This is a genomic window from Burkholderia seminalis (assembly GCF_001718535.1).
GTDB lineage: Bacteria > Pseudomonadota > Gammaproteobacteria > Burkholderiales > Burkholderiaceae > Burkholderia > Burkholderia seminalis.
This window is the reverse complement of the sequence record NZ_CP013398.1, coordinates 2,219,071-2,239,356: the sequence shown is the minus strand read 5'-3', so window position 1 is coordinate 2,239,356 and position 20,286 is coordinate 2,219,071. Positions and strand designations below refer to the sequence as shown.

Here is a 20,286-nt window from a genome sequence, read left to right as displayed (position 1 = left end):
CCCCCTTTTTTTAAGCTTGTGCGCCGGACCTGATCGCGCCGAATCGGCGCGGGTCCGGAAACGAATCTCGGCCGTTCGCGTCCAAGCGGGCGGCGTTGTGAATACAGACTCAAGGAGCGAATGATGGCGGCAATTACCGCAAGCATGGTGGCAGAACTGCGCGCGAAGACCGACGCACCGATGATGGAGTGCAAGAAGGCGCTGACGGAAGCCGACGGCGACCTGGCCAAGGCTGAAGAGCTGCTGCGCGTCAAGCTCGGCAACAAGGCGAGCAAGGCGGCATCGCGCGTGACGGCCGAAGGCGTCGTCGCATCGTTCGTCGGCGGCAACGCAGGCGCGCTGGTCGAACTGAACTGCGAAACCGACTTCGTCGCGAAGAACGACGACTTCCTCGCATTCTCGAAGACGGTGGCGGAGCTCGTCGCGACGCAAAACCCGGCCGACGTGGCTGCGCTGTCGGCGCTGCCGCTCGACGGTTCGACGGTCGACGCGGTGCGTCTGGCACTGATCGGCAAGATCGGCGAGAACGTGTCGATCCGCCGTTTCGTCCGTTTCGAAACCGCGAACAAGATCGCCACCTACCTGCACGGCGCGCGGATCGGCGTGATCGTCGAGTACACGGGCGCGGAAGAGCAGGTCGGCAAGGACGTCGCGATGCACATCGCGGCCATGAAGCCGGTCGCGCTGTCGTCGGCCGACGTGCCGGCGGAACTGATCGAAACGGAACGCCGCGTGGCCGAGCAGAAGGCTGCCGAATCGGGCAAGCCGGCCGAAATCGTCGCGAAGATGGTCGACGGTAGTGTCCAGAAGTACCTGAAGGAAGTGTCGCTGCTGAACCAGACGTTCGTGAAGAACGACAAGCAGACGATCGAGCAGATGCTGAAGGCAGCCAATGCCGCCGTGCAGAAGTTCGCGCTGTTCGTCGTCGGCGAGGGCATCGAGAAGCGCCAGGACGACTTCGCCGCCGAAGTGGCCGCGCAAGTCGCAGCAGCAAAGCAGCAGTAAGCAGTCAGGCAGTATCCGCGGCGGGCGTCCGCTCCGCCGCGGCCGGCGGCGCCGCCGGCCGGCCGGGAACCCCGGTCCGGTCGGCGGCGCTTGCCCGAATCAGTATTTCGCCCCTACAGTTCGTGGTTGTCATCCTCTCGTCGCTCGGAAGCCCCTATGTCCAATGCCTATAAACGCGTCCTCCTCAAACTCTCCGGCGAAGCGCTGATGGGCGACGATGCCTTCGGCATCAATCGCGCGACGATCGAACGGATGGTGGCCGATATCGCCGAAGTCGTGCGTCTCGGTACGCAGCTCGCGGTCGTGATCGGTGGCGGTAATATTTTCCGCGGTGTCGCGGGCGGCGCGGCCGGCATGGACCGCGCGACGGCCGACTACATGGGGATGCTCGCGACGATGATGAACGCGCTGGCGCTGCAGGACGCGATGCGCCACGCCGGCATCGAGGCGCGCGTGCAGTCCGCGCTGCGCATGGACCAGGTCGTCGAGCCGTACATCCGGCCCCGCGCGATCCGCCAGCTCGAGGAAGGCCGCGTCGTGATCTTCGCGGCCGGTACCGGCAACCCGTTCTTCACGACGGATACCGCCGCCGCGCTGCGCGGGTCGGAAGTGGGTGCCGAGGTCGTGCTGAAGGCAACCAAGGTCGATGGCGTATATTCTGCCGATCCGAAGAAGGATCCGTCGGCTACGCGCTACACGACGATCACTTTCGACGAGGCGATCAGCCGCAACCTGCAGGTGATGGACGCGACGGCCTTTGCGCTGTGCCGCGACCAGAAGCTGCCGATTCGCGTGTTTTCGATCAACAAGCCGGGCGCGCTCAAGCGCATCGTGCTGGGCGAGGACGAAGGTACGCTCGTCCACGTGTAAACTCCCGCGGATGCGGGTCATCGGCCGCGGCGTATCTCCTGCGCCGGGCGGGGCCCGCGTTCTTTGAAGGTTTGAAGGTTCGGAGGTTGAAATGAGTGTCGCTGATACCAAGAAGGGCGTCGAGCAAAAGATGCAGCGCTCGATCGAAGCGTTCAAGAACGATCTGGCCAAGATCCGTACGGGCCGTGCACACACCGGTCTGCTCGATCACGTGCAGGTCGACTACTACGGCTCGATGGTGCCGATCTCGCAGGTCGCGAACCTGACGCTCGTCGACGCGCGCACGATCGGCGTGCAGCCGTGGGAAAAGAACATGGTCGCGAAGGTCGAGAAGGCCATCCGCGAAGCCGACCTGGGCCTGAACCCGGCGACGGCCGGCGACCTGATCCGCGTGCCGATGCCCGCGCTGACGGAAGAGCGCCGCCGCGAGCTGACCAAGGTCGTGAAGGGCGAAGGCGAGACGGCCAAGGTCGCGATCCGCAACCTGCGCCGCGACGCGAACGAAGCGCTCAAGAAGCTCGTGAAGGACAAGGAAATCTCGGAAGACGACGAGCGCCGTGCGAGCGACGACGTGCAGAAGCTGACCGACAAGCACGTCGCCGAAATCGACAAGCTCGTGCAGACCAAGGAAGCCGAGATCATGACGGTCTGACGACCGTCCTCGCGCGCCGCCTTCCTCCCGCATTACTGTCTCAACGGCCATGACCTATACCAGCTCTACCGTTCGCGTGCCTGACGTCGGCGTCGTGCCGCGTCACATCGCGATCATCATGGACGGCAATGGCCGTTGGGCGACCGAACGCCGCTTGCCGCGCGTCGCGGGGCACACCCGCGGCGTCGATGCCGTACGGGCAGTGGTCGAAGGTTGCGCGCGCGCCGGTGTCGAATACCTGACGCTGTTCGCGTTCAGTTCCGAAAACTGGCGCCGGCCGAACGACGAAGTGTCGTTCCTGATGCGGCTGTTCATCACCGCGCTCGAGCGCGAGGTCGGCAAGCTGCATGCAAACGGGATCCGCCTGCGTGTCGTCGGCGATCTCGACCGTTTCGAGCCGCGCATCCGCGAGCTGATCCGCCGCGCCGAAACCAAGACGGCGCGCAATACGCGCCTGACGCTCACCATCGCGGCCAACTACGGCGGCCGGTGGGACATCCTGCAGGCGACGAAGAAGCTCGTCGAGCAGGCCGTGCGCGAGGGGCGCGAGGTCGAGGTGACCGAGGACGCATTCGCGCCGCACCTGGCGATGGCCTATGCGCCGGAGCCCGACCTCTTCATCCGTACGGGCGGCGAGCAGCGCGTCAGCAACTTCCTGCTGTGGCAGCTCGCGTACGCCGAGTTCTATTTCACCGACAAATACTGGCCGGATTTCGACGGCGCGGCCCTGGCCGACGCGTTGGCGTCGTATACCGAGCGCGAGCGCCGTTTCGGGCGCACGAGTGCGCAGCTCGAACCGCAATCGCAGAACGCCGACTCCCTTTCATGCTGAAAACCCGTGTGATCACGGCGATCGTGATGCTGGCAGTGCTGCTGCCGGTGACGCTGTTCGCGCCGCTCACGGCGTTCGGCGCGCTGATCGGCGCCGTGCTCGTGTTCGCCGCGTGGGAGTGGGCGCGCCTGCTGAAACTCGGCGGCGTCGGCTCCGTCGTCTATGCGGTCGTCGCGGCGCTTGCGCTGGCGGCCACCACGCCGCTCGGCATCGACGCGGCCGGATCCCGTCCCCTTTTCATGGCAGCCGGCGTGTTCTGGCTGCTGGTCGGCCCGTTCGCGCTGCGGCGCAAGCCCGAACTCGCGGGCGGCGTCTGGCGGCCGTTCCTGCTCGCCGCCGGCCTGATCGTGTTCGCGGCCTGCTGGCATGCGCTTGTCGCGGCACGCGCGCAAGGCGTGCCGTTCGTGCTGTCGCTGCTGCTGGTCGTCTGGCTGGCCGATATCGGCGCATACTTCGCGGGCAAGGCCTTCGGAAAGCGTAAACTGGCCGTGACGATCAGCCCCGGCAAGAGCTGGGAAGGCGCGATCGGCGGCTGGCTGGCCGTGATGATCGTCGCCGGTGTCGCGATGGCCGCGCATGCGTTCGAGCCGACCCTGTTTTCCGCATTTGCCGCCCGCTACGGGATGCCCGGCGCGTGGGCCGCGCTGACGCTACTGGTCGTGTACAGCGTGATCGGCGACCTGTTCGAGTCACTGTTGAAGCGGCAGGCGGGCGTGAAGGATTCGAGCGGACTGCTGCCGGGCCATGGCGGCGTGCTCGACCGGGTCGACGCGCTGCTGCCGGTGCTGCCGCTCGCGATGCTGCTGCTTGGTTAAACCATTCATTCTTTTATGCAAAAACGTCTGACATTGCTCGGTTCCACGGGCTCGATCGGAGACAGCACGCTCGACGTGGTCGCGCGCCATCCCGAACGCTTCTCGGTCTACGCGCTGACCGCGCACCGCAACGGCGACAAGCTCGTCGAGCAGTGTCTGCGCTTCGCGCCCGAAGTGGCGGTGGTCGGCGATGCCGCGACAGCCGCGCACGTCGAGGCGAAGCTGCGCGCGGCGGGCAGCAAGACGACCGTGCTGTACGGCCCGCAGGCGCTCGTCGACGTGTCGAAGAGCGACGGCTGCGATACGGTGGTCGCGGCGATCGTCGGCGCGGCCGGCCTCGCGCCGAGCCTCGCGGCCGCGCGCGCCGGCAAGCGGATCCTGCTCGCGAACAAGGAATCGCTCGTGATGTCGGGTGCGATCTTCATGGACGCCGTGCGCGATCATGGCGCGATCCTGCTGCCGGTCGACAGCGAACACAACGCGATCTTCCAGTGCATGCCGCGCGACGCGGCCGAGCACGGCGGGATCTCGAAGATCATCCTGACCGCGTCGGGCGGCCCGTTCCGCACGCGCGAACCGGCCACGCTCGCCGACGTGACGCCGGACGAGGCGTGCAAGCATCCGAACTGGGTGATGGGCCGCAAGATCTCGGTCGATTCGGCGACGATGATGAACAAGGGCCTCGAGGTGATCGAGGCGCACTGGATCTTCGGGTTGCCGGGCGATCGCATCGACGTGCTGATCCATCCGCAGAGCGTGATCCATTCGCTCGTGTCGTACCGTGACGGCTCGGTGCTCGCGCAGCTCGGCAACCCCGACATGCGCACGCCGATCGCGCACGCGCTCGCGTTCCCCGAGCGCGTCGACGCGGGCGTCGGCCCGCTCGACCTCGCGCAGATCGCGCAGCTGTCGTTCGAGAAGCCCGATTACGCGCGCTTCCCGTGCCTCGCGCTCGCGCTGAAGGCGCTCGAGGAAGGCGGCATCGCGAGCGCCGCATTGAACGCGGCGAACGAGGTTGCGGTCGAAGCATTTCTCGAGCGCCGGATCGGCTTCATGGCGATCGCGGCGACGGTCGACGCGGTGCTCAACGCGCTGCCGAACCGCGCGCCCGACGGGCTCGACGACGTCCTGGCGGCGGACGCCGAGGCACGCCGCCTCGCCGCCGAAATCATTGCAAAAGCGCCTGCGCCACGCGTGGAGCGTACCGTCTGAATGGAGTGCTCATGAACGTGCTGGTCGAACTGGTCGCGTTTGCGGTGGCGATCGGGGTACTGGTCGTCGTACATGAGTACGGGCACTATCGTGTCGCGCGCTGGTGCGGCGTGAAGGTCCTGCGATTCTCCATCGGCTTCGGCCAGCCCGTCGCACGCTGGGTCAGCCGCCGCACGGGCACCGAGTGGACGCTGTCCGCGCTGCCGCTTGGCGGCTACGTGAAGATGCTCGACGAGCGCGATCCGGGCCCCGGCATCCGGCCCGACGAACTCGGGCAGGCGTTCAACCGGCAGTCCGTCTACAAGCGGATCGCGATCGTCGCGGCCGGCCCGATTGCGAACTTCCTGTTGGCAATCGCGCTGTTCTCGATCGTGTTTGCCACCGGCGTGACCGAGCCGGCCGCGGTCGTCGCGCCGCCGGCCGCCGGAACGGTGGCGGCCCGTGCGGGCTTCGACGGCGGCGAGACGGTCGTGTCGATCCGCGACGCGCGCACCGGCGACGCGCAGGGCAGCGAGTCCGAGCCGGTGCGGTCGTGGTCGGACCTGCGCTGGAAGCTGCTGTCGGCCGCGTTCGATCACCGCGAGATCGTGCTCGGCGCACGCGACGGCAACACGACGTTCGATTTCCGCGTCGACCTCCGCCAGGTTCCCGACAGTCAGCTCGACGACGATTTCATGGCCCATCTGGGCTTCGAGACCGGCGGCGGCACGCTGTCGGTCGCGTCCGTGCAGCCGGGCAGCGCGGCGGAGCAGGCGGGCCTGAAGGCCGGCGACACGCTGCTGGCGCTCGACGGCAAGCCGATCGGCGGCGCGACGCGTTTCATCGATTCGGTGAAGCACCATGCGGGGCAGGCGCTCGACCTGCGGATCGAGCGCAACGGCGCCGCGCAGACGGTGTCGATCGTGCCGCAGATGCAGCGCGACGACGAATCGGGGCAGCAGGTCGGCCGGATCGGCGCGGCGCTGTCGATGCACGCGCCGTCCGTCGACGTGCGCTACGGGCCGATCGAGAGCCTGCGGCTCGGCGCGCACCGCACGTGGGACATCTCCGTGTATTCGCTGAAGATGTTCGGGCGCATGATCACGGGCAACGCGTCGCTGAAGAACCTGTCCGGCCCGGTGACGATCGCCGACTACGCGGGCAAGAGCGCGCGGCTCGGACCGTCGGCGTTCCTGTCGTTCCTCGCCCTTGTCAGCATTAGCCTTGGCGTCCTGAACTTGTTGCCGATTCCCGTTTTGGACGGGGGGCATCTGTTATATTATGCGGTTGAAGCCGCGACCGGGAAAGCCGTCTCGGAGCGCTGGCAGCTGATTCTGCAAAGAGCCGGGTTGATCTGCATCGTCGCATTGTCGGCGATCGCGCTGTTCAACGATCTGGCTCGGTTAATCCATTTCTGAAGCGTCAGGCGGCCGCCGCTCGGCAGTCGCCCGATTTGATGCAGCTAAATATTGGGGATGCATGTTGTTCAAACCTCATCGCTTTGTACCTAAGACAGTTGCAGCGGCCGCGCTCGCCGCTCACGGCCTCGCGGCGCATGCAGCGGCACCGTTCGTGGTGCAAGACATCAAGATCGAGGGGCTGCAGCGCGTCGAAGCGGGTTCGGTGTTCGCCTATCTGCCGATCAAGCAGGGCGATACCTTCACGGACGACAAGGCATCCGAAGCAATCCGCGCGTTGTACGCGACGGGCTTTTTCAACGACGTGCGCATCGCCACGCAAGGCAACGTCGTCATCGTGCAGGTGCAGGAGCGTCCGGCCATCGCGTCGATCGACTTCACCGGCACGAAGGAATTCGACAAGGACAACCTGACGAAGGCGCTGCGCGCGGTCGGTCTCGCCGACGGCCGCTACTACGACAAGGCGCTCGTCGACAAGGCCGAGCAGGAGCTCAAGCGCCAGTACCTGACGCGCGGCTTCTATGCGGCCGAAGTCAAGACGACGATCACGCCGGTCGACGCGAACCGCGTGTCGATCCTGTTCGCGGTGGCCGAAGGCCCGAGCGCGAAGATCCGCCAGATCAACTTCATCGGCAACAAGGCGTTCAGCACCAGCACGCTGCGCGACGAGATGCAGCTGTCGACGCCGAACTGGTTCTCCTGGTACACGAAGAACGACCTGTACTCGAAGGAAAAGCTCACGGGCGACCTCGAGGCCGTACGCTCGTACTACCTGAACCGCGGCTACCTCGAGTTCAACATCGAGTCGACCCAGGTGTCGATCTCGCCCGACAAGAAGGACATGTACCTGACGGTCACGCTGCACGAAGGCGAGCCGTACACGGTGTCGGGCATCAAGCTGTCGGGCAACCTGCTCGATCGCGAAGCCGAACTCAACAAGCTGATCAAGATCAAGCCGGGTGACCGCTTCTCGGCCGAAAAGCTGCAGCAGACCACCAAGTCGATCGTCGACAAGCTCGGTGAATACGGTTACGCATTCGCGACCGTCAACGCGCAGCCGGACATCGACCAGGCGAACCACAAGGTGAACCTGAACCTCGTCGTCGATCCGAGCCGCCGCGTGTACGTGCGCCGCATCAACGTGGTCGGCAACACGCGCACGCGCGACGAAGTGGTGCGTCGCGAAATGCGCCAGCTCGAAAGCTCGTGGTTCGATTCGAACCGCCTCGCGCTGTCGAAGGACCGCGTGAACCGTCTCGGCTACTTCACCAACGTCGACGTGACGACGGTGCCGGTCGAAGGCACGAACGACCAGGTCGACGTGAACGTGAAGGTCGACGAAAAGCCGACCGGCGCGATCACGCTGGGCGCCGGCTTCTCGTCGACGGACAAGGTCGTGCTGTCGGCCGGCGTGTCGCAGGACAACGTGTTCGGTTCGGGTACCAGCCTGTCGGTGAACGTCAACACCGCGAAGAGCTACCGGACGCTGACCGTCACGCAGGTCGACCCGTACTTCACGGTCGACGGCATCAAGCGGATCACGGACGTCTACTACCGCACGTACCAGCCGCTCTACTATTCGACCAGCTCGAGCTTCCGGATCATCAGCGCGGGCGGCAACCTGAAGTTCGGCATCCCGTTCTCGGAAGTCGACACCGTCTACTTCGGCGCGGGCTTCGAGCAGAACCGCCTCGACGTCGATTCGAACACGCCGCAGAGCTATCAGGATTACGTGAACCAGTTCGGCCGCGTGTCGAACACGGTGCCGCTGACGGTGGCATGGTCGCGCGACGCGCGCGACAGCGCGCTGATTCCGAGCCGCGGCTACTTCACGCAGGCGAACATGGAGTACGGCGTGCCGGTCGGCAAGATCCAGTACTACAAGGCCGACCTGCAGGCGCAGTACTACTATTCGTTCTCGCGCGGCTTCATCCTGGGCCTGAACCTGCAAGGCGGCTACGGTAACGGTATCGGCAACCCGTACCCGATCTTCAAGAACTACTACGCGGGCGGTATCGGCTCCGTGCGTGGCTACGAGCCGAGCTCGCTGGGCCCGCGCGACACGAAGACGAACGACCCGATCGGCGGTTCGAAGATGGTCGTCGGCAACATCGAACTGACGTTCCCGCTGCCGGGCACGGGCTACGACCGCACGCTGCGCGTGTTCACGTTCCTCGACGGCGGTAACGTGTGGGGCAACGCGCCGGGCGGCACGAGTACGGGCGCGAACGGCCTGCGCTACGGCTATGGTGTGGGTCTCGCGTGGATCTCGCCGATCGGCCCGCTGAAGCTGAGCCTCGGCTTCCCGCTGCAGAAGCACGAAGGCGACCAGTACCAGAAATTCCAGTTCCAGATCGGGACGGCGTTCTGACCGAACGCATGACAACAGCAACGAGAGGGTAATTTTGCTAACCGGTAAGTTTTCGAAACGAGTGATGTGCGCGCTGACCGTTGCGCTGGCCCTGGGCGCGGCAACGGTGCACGCACAGGACGTCGCCCGCATCGCGGCGGTCAATTCGGATCGGATCCTGCGCGAGTCGGCGCCCGCGAAGGCGGCGCAGACGAAGCTCGAAGCCGAGTTCGCGAAGCGCGACAAGGATCTGCAGGACCTGGCCGCGCGCCTGAAGTCGATGTCCGACTCGCTGGACAAGAACGGCACGTCGCTGTCGGCGGCCGACCGCGCGCAGAAGCAGCGCGACCTCGCCCAGCTCGATACCGACTTCCAGCGCAAGCAGCGCGAGTTCCGCGAGGACCTGAACCAGCGTCGCAACGAGGAGCTGGCGGCCGTGCTGGAGCGGGCGAACAAGGTCATCAAGCAGATCGCCGAGCAGCAGAATTACGACCTGATCGTGCAGGAAGCCGTGTACGTCAGCCCGCGCATCGACATCACCGACAAGGTGCTCAAGGCGCTCGCGTCCGGCTCGGCGAACTGAACGGAGCAGACGACGAATGGCATTGACGCTTGAGGAACTCGTAAAGCGGTTCGGCGGCGAGATCGCCGGCGACGCACAGTGCAAGGTGGGCGGGCTCGCGCCGCTCGACCAGGCCGGCCCGCAGCAGCTCGCGTTCCTCGCGAACCCGAAGTACCTGTCGCAGGTCGAGTCGACCCGCGCGGGCGCGGTGCTGATCGCACCGAAGGATCTCGAAAAGCTGGGCGCGGCGGCCGGCGGCCGCAACTTCATCGTGACGCCCAATCCGTACGCGTACTTCGCGCGCGTCGCGCAGATGTTCATCGACCTGGCCACGCCGCAGCGCGCCGCCGGCGTGCATCCGAGCGCGACGATCGATCCGGCCGCGAAGGTCGCCGCGAGCGCGGTGATCGGCCCGCACGTGACGGTCGAGGCCGGCGCGGTGATCGAGGACGGCGTGCAACTCGACGCGAACGTCTTCGTCGGCCGCGGCACGACGATCGGCGCCGGCTCGCACTTCTATCCGAACGCATCGGTGTACCACGGCTGCAAGATCGGCCCGCGCGCGATCGTCCATGCGGGCGCCGTGATCGGCTCCGACGGTTTCGGTTTCGCGCCGGATTTCGTCGGCGACGGCGATGCGCGCACCGGCAGCTGGGTCAAGATCCCGCAGGTCGGCGGCGTGACGATCGGCCCGGACGTCGAAATCGGCGCGAACACGACGATCGACCGCGGTGCGATGGCGGATACCGTCATCGACGAATGCGTGAAGATCGACAACCAGGTGCAGATCGCCCACAACTGCCGGATCGGCGCGTACACGGTGATCGCCGGCAAGGCGGGCATCGCGGGCAGCACGACGATCGGCCGCCACTGCATGATCGGCGGCGCGGCCGGGATCGCCGGTCACGTGACGCTCGGCGACTATGTCATCATCACCGCGAACTCGGGCGTATCGAAGTCACTGCCGAAGGCCGGCATCTATACCAGCGCGTTCCCGGCCGTCGATCACGGCGAATGGAACAAGAGCGCCGCACTCGTGCGCAACCTCGACAAGCTGCGCGAGCGCATCAAGGCGCTCGAAGCCGCGCTCGCCGCCCAGGGCGGCACGGGCGCCTGAGCGCATCATGCGAGACCACCAACCGGGCACGGCCAGCGCAACCGGCCCGGTTTGCCAGACTGGGCCGCGCGGCGGCCCGCTTCAGCCTTTGCATCACCACCGCGCAGCCTCTGCGTGAGACGAACCATCATGAGCACTGAAAAAATCAATCTCGACATCCACAAGATCCTCACGCTGCTGCCGCATCGCTACCCGATTCTGCTCGTCGACCGCGTGCTCGAACTCGAACCGCACAAAGGGATCAAAGCGCTGAAGAACGTGTCGATCAACGAGCCGTTTTTCCAGGGGCATTTCCCGAAGCGGCCGGTGATGCCGGGCGTGCTGATCCTCGAGGCGCTCGCGCAGGCGGCTGCGTTGCTGACCTTCGCGGAAGAGCAGCCGAAGGATCCGGAGAACACGCTGTACTACTTCGTCGGCATCGACGGCGCGCGGTTCAAGCGCGTGGTCGAGCCGGGCGATCAACTGATTCTGAACGTGACGTTCGAACGCTACATCCGCGGCATCTGGAAGTTCAAGGCGGTGGCGGAAGTGGACGGCAAGGTGGCGGCGGAAGCCGAACTGATGTGCACGGTCAAGACGGCCGACGCGGCGCCCTGAGCGACGCGGCACGCATGGGCAACGCAACGCGACACATCACATCGAGAGGCAACGGCGCATGACCAGGATTCATCCCACCGCGATCGTCGAGCCGGGCGCGCAGATCGACGAATCGGTCGAGATCGGCCCGTACGCGATCGTCGGGCCGCACGTCACGATCGGCGCGCGCACGACGATCGGCTCGCACAGCGTGATCGAAGGCCATACGACGCTCGGCGAAGACAACCGCATCGGCCATTACGCGTCGGTCGGCGGCCGTCCGCAGGACATGAAGTACAAGGACGAGCCCACGAAGCTCGTGATCGGCAACCGCAACACGATCCGCGAGTTCACGACGATCCACACGGGTACCGTGCAGGACCTCGGCGTGACGACGCTCGGCGACGACAACTGGATCATGGCCTACGTGCACATCGGCCATGACTGCCGCGTCGGCAACCACGTGATCCTGTCGAGCAACGCGCAGATGGCCGGCCACGTCGAGATCGGCGACTGGGCGATCGTCGGCGGCATGTCGGGCGTCCACCAGTTCGTGCGCATCGGCGCGCACTCGATGCTGGGCGGCGCATCGGCGCTCGTGCAGGACATCCCGCCGTTCGTGATCGCGGCCGGCAACAAGGCCGAACCGCACGGGATCAACGTCGAGGGGCTGCGCCGGCGCGGTTTCTCGCCCGATGCGATCTCGGCGCTGCGCAGCGCGTACCGCGTGCTCTACAAGAGCGGCCTGTCGTTCGAGGAAGCGAAGGTGCAGTTGCGCGAGCTGGCGGAGGCGGGCAGCGACGGCGACGTGCCGGTGAAGGCGTTCGTCGATTTCATCGACGCGTCGCAACGCGGCATCATCCGCTAAGCGATGCCGCTTCCGACCAATCAGCTCCGGCTCGCGATGGTGGCCGGCGAGCCGTCGGGCGACCTGCTCGGGGCGTCGCTGCTCGGCGGGCTGCGCGAGCGGCTGCCCGAATCGGCCCAGTATTACGGGATCGGCGGGCAGCGGATGATCGCGCACGGCTTCGACTCGCACTGGCAGATGGACAAGCTGACCGTGCGCGGTTATGTCGAGGCGCTCGGCCAGATTCCCGAGATCCTGCGGATTCGCGGCGAACTGAAGCGCCAGCTGCTCGCCGAGCGGCCTGACGCGTTCATCGGCGTCGACGCGCCCGACTTCAACTTCAACGTCGAACAGGCCGCGCGCGACGCGGGCATTCCGTCGATCCACTTCGTGTGCCCGTCGATCTGGGCATGGCGCGGCGGCCGGATCAAGAAGATCGCCAAGTCCGTCGACCACATGCTGTGCCTGTTCCCGTTCGAGCCGGCGATCCTCGACAAGGCCGGCGTCGCATCGACCTATGTCGGCCATCCGCTGGCCGACGAGATTCCGCTCGAACCCGACACGCACGGCGCGCGCATCGCACTGGGGTTGCCCGCGGACGGCCCCGTGATCGCGGTGCTGCCGGGCAGCCGGCGCTCCGAGATCGCGCTGATCGGCCCGACCTTCTTCGCGGCGATGGCGCTGATGCAGCAGCGCGAGCCCGGCGTGCGGTTCGTGATGCCGGCGGCGACGCCCGCCCTGCGCGAACTGCTGCAGCCGCTCGTCGATGCGCATCCGCAACTCGCGCTGACGATCACCGACGGCCGCTCGCAGGTCGCGATGACGGCCGCCGACGCGATCCTCGTGAAGAGCGGCACCGTCACGCTGGAAGCCGCGCTGCTGAAGAAGCCGATGGTGATCTCGTACAAGGTGCCCTGGCTGACCGGGCAGATCATGCGCCGGCAGGGCTACCTGCCGTACGTCGGCTTGCCGAACATCCTGGCGGGGCGGTTCGTCGTGCCCGAGCTGCTGCAGCATTTCGCGACGCCCGAGGCGCTCGCCGATGCGACGCTCACGCAGTTGCGCGACGACGCGAACCGCCGCACGCTGACCGAAGTGTTTACCGAAATGCATCTTTCGCTGCGGCAGAATACGGCCGTGAAGGCGGCCGAAGCCGTCGTGCGCGTGCTTGAACATCGCAAGGGGCGCGCATGACCGCAGTACGCGTCCCACGCCGGCGCGCGTCGATCGACGTGCAGGGCGGTTTCGACTTCAGCCGCCCCGACGAGATCGTCTGCGGCGTCGACGAAGCCGGCCGCGGCCCGCTCGCCGGGCCGGTGGTGGCCGCCGCGGTGATTCTCGATCCGGCGCGGCCGATCGACGGGCTCGACGATTCGAAGGCGCTGTCCGCGAAGAAGCGCGATGCGCTGTACGAGCTGATCGTCACACGTTCGCGCGCGTATTGCGTGGCGTCGGCGAGCGTCGACGAGATCGACACGCTGAACATCCTGCACGCGACGATGCTCGCGATGAAGCGGGCCGTCGAGGGCCTGTCGGTCCTGCCGACGCTCGCGCAGATCGACGGCAACCGCTGCCCGACGCTGACCGTGCGGGCCGAGGCGATCGTTAGCGGCGATGCGCTCGTGCCGAGCATCTCGGCCGCGTCGATCCTCGCGAAGGTCACGCGCGACCGCATGCTCGTCGACCTGCACGAGCGCTTCCCGGTGTACGGTTTCAACGTGCATGCGGGCTACGGCACCGCGAAACACCTTGCCGCACTGCGCGAGCACGGCCCGTGCGAAGCGCATCGACGCACTTTCGCACCGGTGCGTGCGGCACTCGACCTGATTCGATGAAAAGCATCACTTCCCGCGACAACCCGCTGTACAAGCGCCTGAAGGCGCTGGCGGGTTCGACGCCCCATCAGCGCCGCAGCGGCCAGGCGCTGCTCGAAGGCTTCCATCTCGCGAGCGCGTACCTCGATACGGGCGCGACGCCCGAGCTGTGCGTGACGACCGAGGGCGCGCTCGGCCACGCGGAAGCGCAGACGATCGTCGCGCGTATCGACGCGCAGCGGGTCGTCACGCTGCCCGACGCACTGTTCGGCCAGTTGTCGAACGTCGTCAACGGCGTCGGCTTCCTGCTGCTCGTCGACCGGCCCGAACATCCGCTGCCCGCGCGCGTCGCGCATACGTCGATCGTGCTCGACGGCGTGCAGGATGCCGGCAACGTCGGCTCGATCCTGCGCAGCGCGGCGGCGGCCGGCGTGCGCCACGTGTTCTGTGCGCCGGGAACGGCGTACGCGTGGTCGTCGAAGGTGCTGCGCTCGGGCATGGGCGCTCATTTCCTGCTGTCGATCCACGAGGATGTCGACGCTGCCGCGCTCGCCGAACGGCTCGACGTGCCGGTCGCGCTGACCGACTCGCACGGCGCGCAGGCGGTCTACGACTGCAACCTGTCGGGGCCGGTCGCCTGGGTGTTCGGCAACGAGGGCGCCGGCGTGTCGGCGTTCTGGCGCGACGCGGCCACGCATCGCGTGACGATTCCGCAGCCGGGCGGAATGGAGTCGCTGAACGTCGCAGCGGCGGCCGCGGTGTGCCTGTTCGAGCAGGTGCGCCAGCAGCGGCCTGCCTGACGCACGGCGCGCGCCAAGCGCCGCACGACGAAAAAAGGCCGCGTTCGACGCGGCCTTTCCGTTTCCGGCGGCGGCCATGCGGCCGCCCGTGCGCCGGTGCTCAGTACGACTGCCGGTCGAGACGGATTTCCTGCAGGATCGTCGTCGCGATTTCCTCGATCGACTTGTGCGTCGACGACAGCCACTTGATCCCCTCGCGACGCATCATCGCCTCGGCCTCGTTGATCTCGTAGCGGCAATTCTCGGGGGCCGCGTACTTGCTGCCGGGACGGCGCTCGTTGCGGATCTCCGACAGGCGCTGCGGGTCGATCGACAGCCCGAACAGCTTTTCGCGGTGCGGGGAGAGTGCCGACGGCAGCTTGCCGCGCTCGAAATCCTCCGGAATCAGCGGATAGTTTGCCGCCTTCACGCCGTACTGCATCGCAAGGTACAGGCTCGTCGGCGTCTTGCCGCTGCGCGACACGCCGACGAGGATCACGTCGGCTTCCGACAGGTTGCGGTTCGACTGGCCGTCGTCGTGCGCGAGCGAGAAGTTGATCGCCTCGATCCGCGTCTTGTACTCCTCGGTGTCCGCATTCTGGTGGCCGCGGCCCATCGCGTGGCTCGACTTGAGCTCCAGTTCCTGCTCGAGCGGTTCGACGAAGCGCTGGAACATGTCGAGCACGAGCGCGTTCGAGCGCTTGACGATGTCGTTCGATTCGCTGTCGACGAGCGTCGTGAACACGATCGCGCGGCGGCCGTCGTGCACGGCGGCCTCGTTGATCTTCTCGACGGTCGCATAGGCCTTGTCGGGCGAGTCGACGAACGGCACACGCACGAGACGGAATTTCTGGTCGAACTGGGAGAGGATCGAGTGCGCGAAGGTTTCGGCAGTGATCCCGGTGCCGTCGGAGACGATGAATACGGTAGGCAGCATGAATCTGGACGTCGAGCGTGAAGGGCGGTTGCGCGGGCGGCTGGAGGTGCGCCTCCAGACCCAGTGACAAGGTCGCGCCACATCCGGCAGCCGGCACGGTAGAATAGCGGCAACCTGTTGGATAAGCAATTGCGGGGGCAGGGCGCGAACGGCGCCCGCGGCTTGACCGCTGGATTCCAGAATTCCCGGCAAGTCTGGCGATTTGTCTGCATATATCGCCCTTCTGCCGGGATTTTTGCAAATCGGGTCGGAATATTTTCCGCCGCTGCGAGTGTTTATCTAACAGGTTGCGCAAGACGCGCCGCGCCTTTTTGCAAGCGCCCGCGTTCGAGCCCACTTGCGCGATCGAGCATTTTTTTCACACTTAGGGGCTTGTATGACTAACGCAGCAAACGTCGCAAAGGACCAGGCGTATGTAATTCCGTTCGAGCAGTTGCGGATGACCGATGTGGAGATCGTGGGCGGCAAGAATGCGTCGCTCGGCGAGATGATCAGCCAGCTTTCCGAAGCAGGCGTTCGCGTACCCACCGGTTTCGCCACGACCGCGCTCGCGTTCCGCGATTTCCTCAAGCACAACGACCTCACCGATCGTATCGCCAAGCGTCTCGAGTCGCTCGACATCGACGACGTGAAGGCGCTCGCCGAAGCCGGTGCCGAGATCCGCAAGTGGATCGTCGACGCACCGCTGCAGGCGCGCCTCGAGGAAGAAATCCGCGCGCAGTTCGACATCCTCAAGAATGGCTCGCCGAGCGAACTGTCGTTCGCCGTGCGTTCGTCCGCGACCGCGGAAGACCTGCCCGACGCATCGTTCGCCGGCCAGCAGGAGTCCTACCTGAACGTCGTCGGCATCGAGGACGTGCTCGATCGCATGAAGCACGTGTTCGCGTCGCTGTACAACGACCGCGCGATCTCGTACCGCGTGCACAAGGGCTTCACGCACGCGGAAGTCGCGCTGTCGGCCGGCGTGCAGCGCATGGTCCGCTCGGACGTCGGCGCCGCCGGCGTGATGTTCACGATCGACACCGAATCGGGCTTCAAGGACGCCGTGTTCATCACGTCGAGCTACGGCCTGGGCGAAACCGTCGTGCAGGGCGCGGTGAACCCGGACGAGTTCTACGTGTTCAAGACGACGCTCGCCCAGGACAAATACCCGATCATCCGCCGCTCGATCGGCTCGAAGCTGATCAAGATGGAATTCACGCAGCCGGGCGAGCCGGGCCGCGTGAAGACGGTCGACGTGCCGCACGAACAGCGCAACCGCTACTCGATCACCGACGAGGACGTGATCGAGCTGGCGAAGTACGCGGTCATCATCGAGAAGCACTACCAGCGTCCGATGGACATCGAGTGGGGCAAGGACGGCCGCGACGGCAAGATCTTCATCCTGCAGGCACGTCCGGAAACGGTGAAGAGCCAGGCAACCGGCAAGGCCGAGCAGCGCTTCAAGCTGAAGGGCCAGTCGCAGGTGCTGGCGACGGGCCGTGCGATCGGTCAGAAGATCGGCGCGGGCCCCGTGCGCGTGATCCAGGATCCGTCGGAAATGGAACGCGTGCAGCCGGGCGACGTGCTGGTGGCCGACATGACCGACCCGAACTGGGAGCCGGTGATGAAGCGTGCGGCCGCGATCGTCACGAACCGCGGCGGCCGTACCTGCCACGCGGCGATCATCGCGCGTGAGCTCGGCGTGCCGGCAGTCGTCGGCTGCGGCGACGCGACCGACGTGCTGAAGGACGGCGCGCTCGTCACGGTATCGTGCGCGGAAGGCGACGAAGGCAAGATCTACGACGGCCTGCTCGAGACGGAAGTCACGGAAGTGCAGCGCGGCGAACTGCCGGAAATCCCGGTCAAGATCATGATGAACGTCGGCAACCCGCAGCTCGCGTTCGATTTCTCGCAACTGCCGAACGGCGGCGTGGGTCTCGCGCGTCTCGAGTTCATCATCAACAACAACATCGGCGTTCACCCGAAGGCGATTCTCGAGTACCCGAACATCGACCAGGACCTGAAGAAGGCGGTCGAGAGCGTCGCGCGCGGTCACGCATCGCCGCGTCAGTTCTACGTCGACAAGCTGACCGAAGGCGTCGCGACGATCGCGGCGGCGTTCTATCCGAAGCCCGTGATCGTGCGCCTGTCCGACTTCAAGTCGAACGAGTACAAGAAGCTGATCGGCGGTTCGCGTTACGAGCCGGACGAGGAAAACCCGATGCTGGGCTTCCGCGGTGCGTCGCGTTACATCGCCGAGGACTTCGCGCAGGCGTTCGAGATGGAGTGCCGTGCACTGAAGCGCGTGCGCGACGAGATGGGCCTGACCAACGTCGAGATCATGGTGCCGTTCGTGCGGACCGTGAAGCAGGCGGAGCGTGTCGTCGGCCTGCTCGAGAAGTTCGGCCTGAAGCGCGGCGAAAACGGCCTGCGCCTCGTGATGATGTGTGAAGTTCCGACCAACGCGATCCTCGCCGAAGAGTTCCTGGAGCACTTCGACGGTTTCTCGATCGGCTCGAACGACCTCACGCAGCTCACGCTCGGCCTCGACCGCGACTCCGGCATGGAACTGCTGGCCGTCGACTTCGACGAACGCGACCCGGCCGTCAAGTTCCTGCTCAAGCGTGCGATCGATACCTGCCGCAAGATGGGCAAGTACGTCGGTATCTGCGGCCAGGGCCCGTCCGATCACCCGGACTTCGCACAGTGGCTGACCGACGAAGGCATCGTGTCGATCTCGCTGAACCCGGACACGATCATTGACACGTGGCAAGCGCTCGCCGCGAACCGGAAGTAACGCCCGGTAATGCATCTTCGGCGAAGGAGCGGCAACGTCGCTCCTTCGATGAAGGCAAAATGCAAGGTTCATGCTATAAACACCCCGGTAAGCACCGGGGTGTTTTTGTTTGTCGGTACAGGTACACGCCGGGCCGCCCCCGCGGGGAGTAGCGAGCGAGAGCAAGCGCGGGGGCGTTTTCGAGGAGACCACAATCATGTCGGGGCATCTGTTCTGGTGGGTCGCGCTGGGCGTGCTGGTCGTCGCCGAGTTGCTGACCGGTACGTTTTATCTGCTGATGATCGCGCTCGGCTTTCTCGCGGGCGGGTTGCTGCAACTGGCCGGTTTCGCGCCGCACGTGCAGTTCGGCGCGGCGGCCGCGGTCGCGATCGTCGCGATGATCGCGCTGCGCCGTTCGGGGCTCGGCCGCAAGCAGAAGCGCGACACGTCGACGAATCCCGACGTCAATCTCGATATCGGCTCGACCGTCACGGTCGACGCGTGGCACGACGGCCGCGCGCGCGTGCAGTATCGCGGCGCCGACTGGGATGTCGAGCTCGCGCACGGCGAGCGCGACGATGCGCACGTCTATCAGGTGAGCGCCGTGCGCGGCAATTGTCTCGTGGTCGTGGCGAAACCCGCGGGCTGATCGTCCGCTGATACAACAAGGAGGGAATATTTCATGGATTCGCTGATCATCTGGGTTGTCCTGCTCGTCATCGCGATCGTGATCGTGTCGAAGACGGTGAAGATCGTGCCGCAGCAGCATGCATGGGTGCTGGAGCGCTTCGGGCGCTATCACGCGACGCTGTCGCCCGGCCTGAACATCGTGCTGCCGTTCGTCGATCGCATCGCGTACCGGCACGTGCTGAAGGAAATTCCGCTCGACGTGCCGAGCCAGGTCTGCATCACGCGCGACAACACGCAGCTGCAGGTCGACGGCGTGCTGTACTTCCAGGTGACCGATCCGATGAAGGCGTCGTACGGGTCGAGCAACTTCGTGCTCGCGATCACGCAGCTCGCGCAAACCACGCTGCGCTCGGTGGTCGGCAAGCTCGAACTCGACAAGACGTTCGAGGAGCGCGACTTCATCAACCACAACATCGTGTCGGCGCTCGACCAGGCCGCGGCGAACTGGGGCGTGAAGGTGCTGCGCTACGAGATCAAGGACCTGACGCCGCCGAAGGAAATCCTGCACGCGATGCAGGCGCAGATCACCGCGGAGCGCGAGAAGCGCGCGCTGATCGCCGCTTCGGAAGGCCGCAAGCAGGAGCAGATCAACCTCGCGTCGGGCGCGCGTGAAGCGGCCATCCAGAAGTCCGAAGGCGAGCGGCAGGCCGCGATCAACCAGGCGCAGGGCGAGGCCGCCGCGATCCTGGCGGTGGCCGAGGCGAACGCGCAGGCGATCCAGAAGATCGCGAATGCGATCCAGTCGCAAGGCGGGATGGATGCGGTGAACCTGAAGGTCGCCGAGCAGTATGTGAACGCGTTCTCGAATCTCGCGAAGCAGGGCAACACGCTGATCGTGCCGTCGAACCTGTCGGACCTCGGTACGGCGATCTCGTCGGCGCTGACGATCGTCAAGAACGCATCGACGCCCGTGAAGGGCTGAACCGCGCGCAACCGCGGCCCAGGCGGTCGCCGCGTGCGATCGGCGTGCGGCGAATCGTCGCGCAGCCGGGCGACCGGCAGGCAGGAATCAGATCGCCCAAAGCAACACGGCCCGCTTCGAGCGGGCCGTGTCGTTTGCGTGGCGGGTCGCG

19 protein-coding genes are annotated in these 20,286 nt (G+C 66.1%); 18 read left to right on the top strand and 1 reads right to left on the bottom strand.

Translation table 11 applies throughout. The features are described from left to right. Positions 1-123: 123 nt before the first annotated feature. The 15 genes from tsf to WJ12_RS10080 all read left to right on the top strand — a co-directional run bounded on the left by tsf (position 124) and on the right by WJ12_RS10080 (position 14,849). A complete protein-coding gene (gene tsf, locus WJ12_RS10150; RefSeq protein WP_034188848.1) occupies positions 124-1,005 on the top strand; it encodes a translation elongation factor Ts in 882 nt (293 codons plus the stop codon). 156 nt (positions 1,006-1,161) lie between these two features. Continuing rightward, positions 1,162-1,875: a UMP kinase gene (gene pyrH / locus WJ12_RS10145; RefSeq protein WP_011352459.1), complete on the top strand. Its 714-nt coding sequence runs from the start codon at positions 1,162-1,164 to the stop codon at positions 1,873-1,875. A gap of 91 nt (positions 1,876-1,966) precedes the next feature. After that, on the top strand, positions 1,967-2,527 hold the full coding sequence (gene frr / locus WJ12_RS10140) for a ribosome recycling factor (protein ID WP_027787089.1): 561 nt from the start codon (positions 1,967-1,969) through the stop codon (positions 2,525-2,527). 49 nt (positions 2,528-2,576) lie between these two features. Continuing rightward, positions 2,577-3,359 carry a polyprenyl diphosphate synthase gene (uppS, locus tag WJ12_RS10135; RefSeq protein ID WP_034188847.1) on the top strand — a complete coding sequence of 261 codons (783 nt, stop codon included), beginning with the start codon at positions 2,577-2,579 and terminating at the stop codon, positions 3,357-3,359. Next, a complete protein-coding gene (locus WJ12_RS10130) occupies positions 3,353-4,174 on the top strand; it encodes a phosphatidate cytidylyltransferase (RefSeq protein WP_059561850.1) in 822 nt (273 codons plus the stop codon). Before uppS ends, WJ12_RS10130 begins: the two co-directional genes overlap by 7 nt. A 15-nt stretch (positions 4,175-4,189) precedes the next feature. After that, a complete protein-coding gene (locus WJ12_RS10125; RefSeq protein ID WP_049031464.1) occupies positions 4,190-5,386 on the top strand; it encodes a 1-deoxy-D-xylulose-5-phosphate reductoisomerase in 1,197 nt (398 codons plus the stop codon). Between the two features lie 11 nt (positions 5,387-5,397). After that, entirely contained in the window at positions 5,398-6,783 is a 1,386-nt protein-coding gene (gene rseP, locus WJ12_RS10120; protein ID WP_059561848.1) for an RIP metalloprotease RseP, read from the top strand. Positions 6,784-6,844: 61 nt separating this feature from the next. Next, positions 6,845-9,154: an outer membrane protein assembly factor BamA gene (bamA, locus tag WJ12_RS10115; protein WP_034188843.1), complete on the top strand. Its 2,310-nt coding sequence runs from the start codon at positions 6,845-6,847 to the stop codon at positions 9,152-9,154. A 64-nt stretch (positions 9,155-9,218) separates the two neighbouring features. Next, positions 9,219-9,716: an OmpH/Skp family outer membrane protein gene (locus WJ12_RS10110; RefSeq protein WP_034188842.1), complete on the top strand. Its 498-nt coding sequence runs from the start codon at positions 9,219-9,221 to the stop codon at positions 9,714-9,716. Between the two features lie 16 nt (positions 9,717-9,732). Next, a complete protein-coding gene (gene lpxD / locus WJ12_RS10105; RefSeq protein WP_034188841.1) occupies positions 9,733-10,812 on the top strand; it encodes a UDP-3-O-(3-hydroxymyristoyl)glucosamine N-acyltransferase in 1,080 nt (359 codons plus the stop codon). 129 nt (positions 10,813-10,941) lie between these two features. Then, positions 10,942-11,409, top strand: a complete 468-nt coding sequence (gene fabZ / locus WJ12_RS10100) for a 3-hydroxyacyl-ACP dehydratase FabZ (protein WP_006495559.1) — start codon at positions 10,942-10,944, stop codon at positions 11,407-11,409. Between the two features lie 58 nt (positions 11,410-11,467). Continuing rightward, on the top strand, positions 11,468-12,256 hold the full coding sequence (gene lpxA / locus WJ12_RS10095; RefSeq protein ID WP_059561845.1) for an acyl-ACP--UDP-N-acetylglucosamine O-acyltransferase: 789 nt from the start codon (positions 11,468-11,470) through the stop codon (positions 12,254-12,256). A gap of 3 nt (positions 12,257-12,259) precedes the next feature. Then, positions 12,260-13,429, top strand: a complete 1,170-nt coding sequence (lpxB, locus tag WJ12_RS10090; protein WP_034188839.1) for a lipid-A-disaccharide synthase — start codon at positions 12,260-12,262, stop codon at positions 13,427-13,429. Further along, complete coding sequence (rnhB, locus tag WJ12_RS10085; protein ID WP_034188838.1) at positions 13,426-14,070, top strand: ribonuclease HII; 645 nt, start codon at positions 13,426-13,428, stop codon at positions 14,068-14,070. Before lpxB ends, rnhB begins: the two co-directional genes overlap by 4 nt. After that, entirely contained in the window at positions 14,067-14,849 is a 783-nt protein-coding gene (locus WJ12_RS10080) for a TrmH family RNA methyltransferase (RefSeq protein WP_049031460.1), read from the top strand. The genes rnhB and WJ12_RS10080 overlap by 4 nt, the downstream gene beginning before the upstream one ends. 100 nt (positions 14,850-14,949) lie before the next feature. On the opposite strand, the gene ppsR is transcribed toward WJ12_RS10080, so the two are convergent. Then, positions 14,950-15,765, bottom strand: a complete 816-nt coding sequence (ppsR, locus tag WJ12_RS10075; protein ID WP_034188836.1) for a posphoenolpyruvate synthetase regulatory kinase/phosphorylase PpsR — start codon at positions 15,763-15,765, stop codon at positions 14,950-14,952. 376 nt (positions 15,766-16,141) lie between these two features. Here ppsR and ppsA point away from each other — a divergent pair, with 376 nt between their 5' ends. The 3 genes from ppsA (at position 16,142) to WJ12_RS10060 (ending at position 20,135) form a co-directional block, all read left to right on the top strand. Continuing rightward, positions 16,142-18,544 (top strand): phosphoenolpyruvate synthase, encoded by a 2,403-nt coding sequence (gene ppsA / locus WJ12_RS10070; RefSeq protein WP_059561843.1) that lies wholly within the window; start codon positions 16,142-16,144, stop codon positions 18,542-18,544. A gap of 193 nt (positions 18,545-18,737) precedes the next feature. Then, a complete protein-coding gene (locus tag WJ12_RS10065) occupies positions 18,738-19,172 on the top strand; it encodes an NfeD family protein (RefSeq protein ID WP_059561899.1) in 435 nt (144 codons plus the stop codon). Between the two features lie 33 nt (positions 19,173-19,205). Next, entirely contained in the window at positions 19,206-20,135 is a 930-nt protein-coding gene (locus WJ12_RS10060; RefSeq protein WP_059561841.1) for an SPFH domain-containing protein, read from the top strand. Positions 20,136-20,286: the final 151 nt, after the last annotated feature.

Coding starts and splice junctions, on each gene's coding strand:
- tsf (WP_034188848.1), top strand. CDS start 124: ATGGCGGCAATTACCGCAAGCATGGTGGCAGAACTGCGCGCGAAGACC.
- pyrH (WP_011352459.1), top strand. CDS start 1,162: ATGTCCAATGCCTATAAACGCGTCCTCCTCAAACTCTCCGGCGAAGCG.
- frr (WP_027787089.1), top strand. CDS start 1,967: ATGAGTGTCGCTGATACCAAGAAGGGCGTCGAGCAAAAGATGCAGCGC.
- uppS (WP_034188847.1), top strand. CDS start 2,577: ATGACCTATACCAGCTCTACCGTTCGCGTGCCTGACGTCGGCGTCGTG.
- WJ12_RS10130 (WP_059561850.1), top strand. CDS start 3,353: ATGCTGAAAACCCGTGTGATCACGGCGATCGTGATGCTGGCAGTGCTG.
- WJ12_RS10125 (WP_049031464.1), top strand. CDS start 4,190: ATGCAAAAACGTCTGACATTGCTCGGTTCCACGGGCTCGATCGGAGAC.
- rseP (WP_059561848.1), top strand. CDS start 5,398: ATGAACGTGCTGGTCGAACTGGTCGCGTTTGCGGTGGCGATCGGGGTA.
- bamA (WP_034188843.1), top strand. CDS start 6,845: ATGTTGTTCAAACCTCATCGCTTTGTACCTAAGACAGTTGCAGCGGCC.
- WJ12_RS10110 (WP_034188842.1), top strand. CDS start 9,219: ATGTGCGCGCTGACCGTTGCGCTGGCCCTGGGCGCGGCAACGGTGCAC.
- lpxD (WP_034188841.1), top strand. CDS start 9,733: ATGGCATTGACGCTTGAGGAACTCGTAAAGCGGTTCGGCGGCGAGATC.
- fabZ (WP_006495559.1), top strand. CDS start 10,942: ATGAGCACTGAAAAAATCAATCTCGACATCCACAAGATCCTCACGCTG.
- lpxA (WP_059561845.1), top strand. CDS start 11,468: ATGACCAGGATTCATCCCACCGCGATCGTCGAGCCGGGCGCGCAGATC.
- lpxB (WP_034188839.1), top strand. CDS start 12,260: ATGCCGCTTCCGACCAATCAGCTCCGGCTCGCGATGGTGGCCGGCGAG.
- rnhB (WP_034188838.1), top strand. CDS start 13,426: ATGACCGCAGTACGCGTCCCACGCCGGCGCGCGTCGATCGACGTGCAG.
- WJ12_RS10080 (WP_049031460.1), top strand. CDS start 14,067: ATGAAAAGCATCACTTCCCGCGACAACCCGCTGTACAAGCGCCTGAAG.
- ppsR (WP_034188836.1), bottom strand. CDS start 15,765: ATGCTGCCTACCGTATTCATCGTCTCCGACGGCACCGGGATCACTGCC.
- ppsA (WP_059561843.1), top strand. CDS start 16,142: ATGACTAACGCAGCAAACGTCGCAAAGGACCAGGCGTATGTAATTCCG.
- WJ12_RS10060 (WP_059561841.1), top strand. CDS start 19,206: ATGGATTCGCTGATCATCTGGGTTGTCCTGCTCGTCATCGCGATCGTG.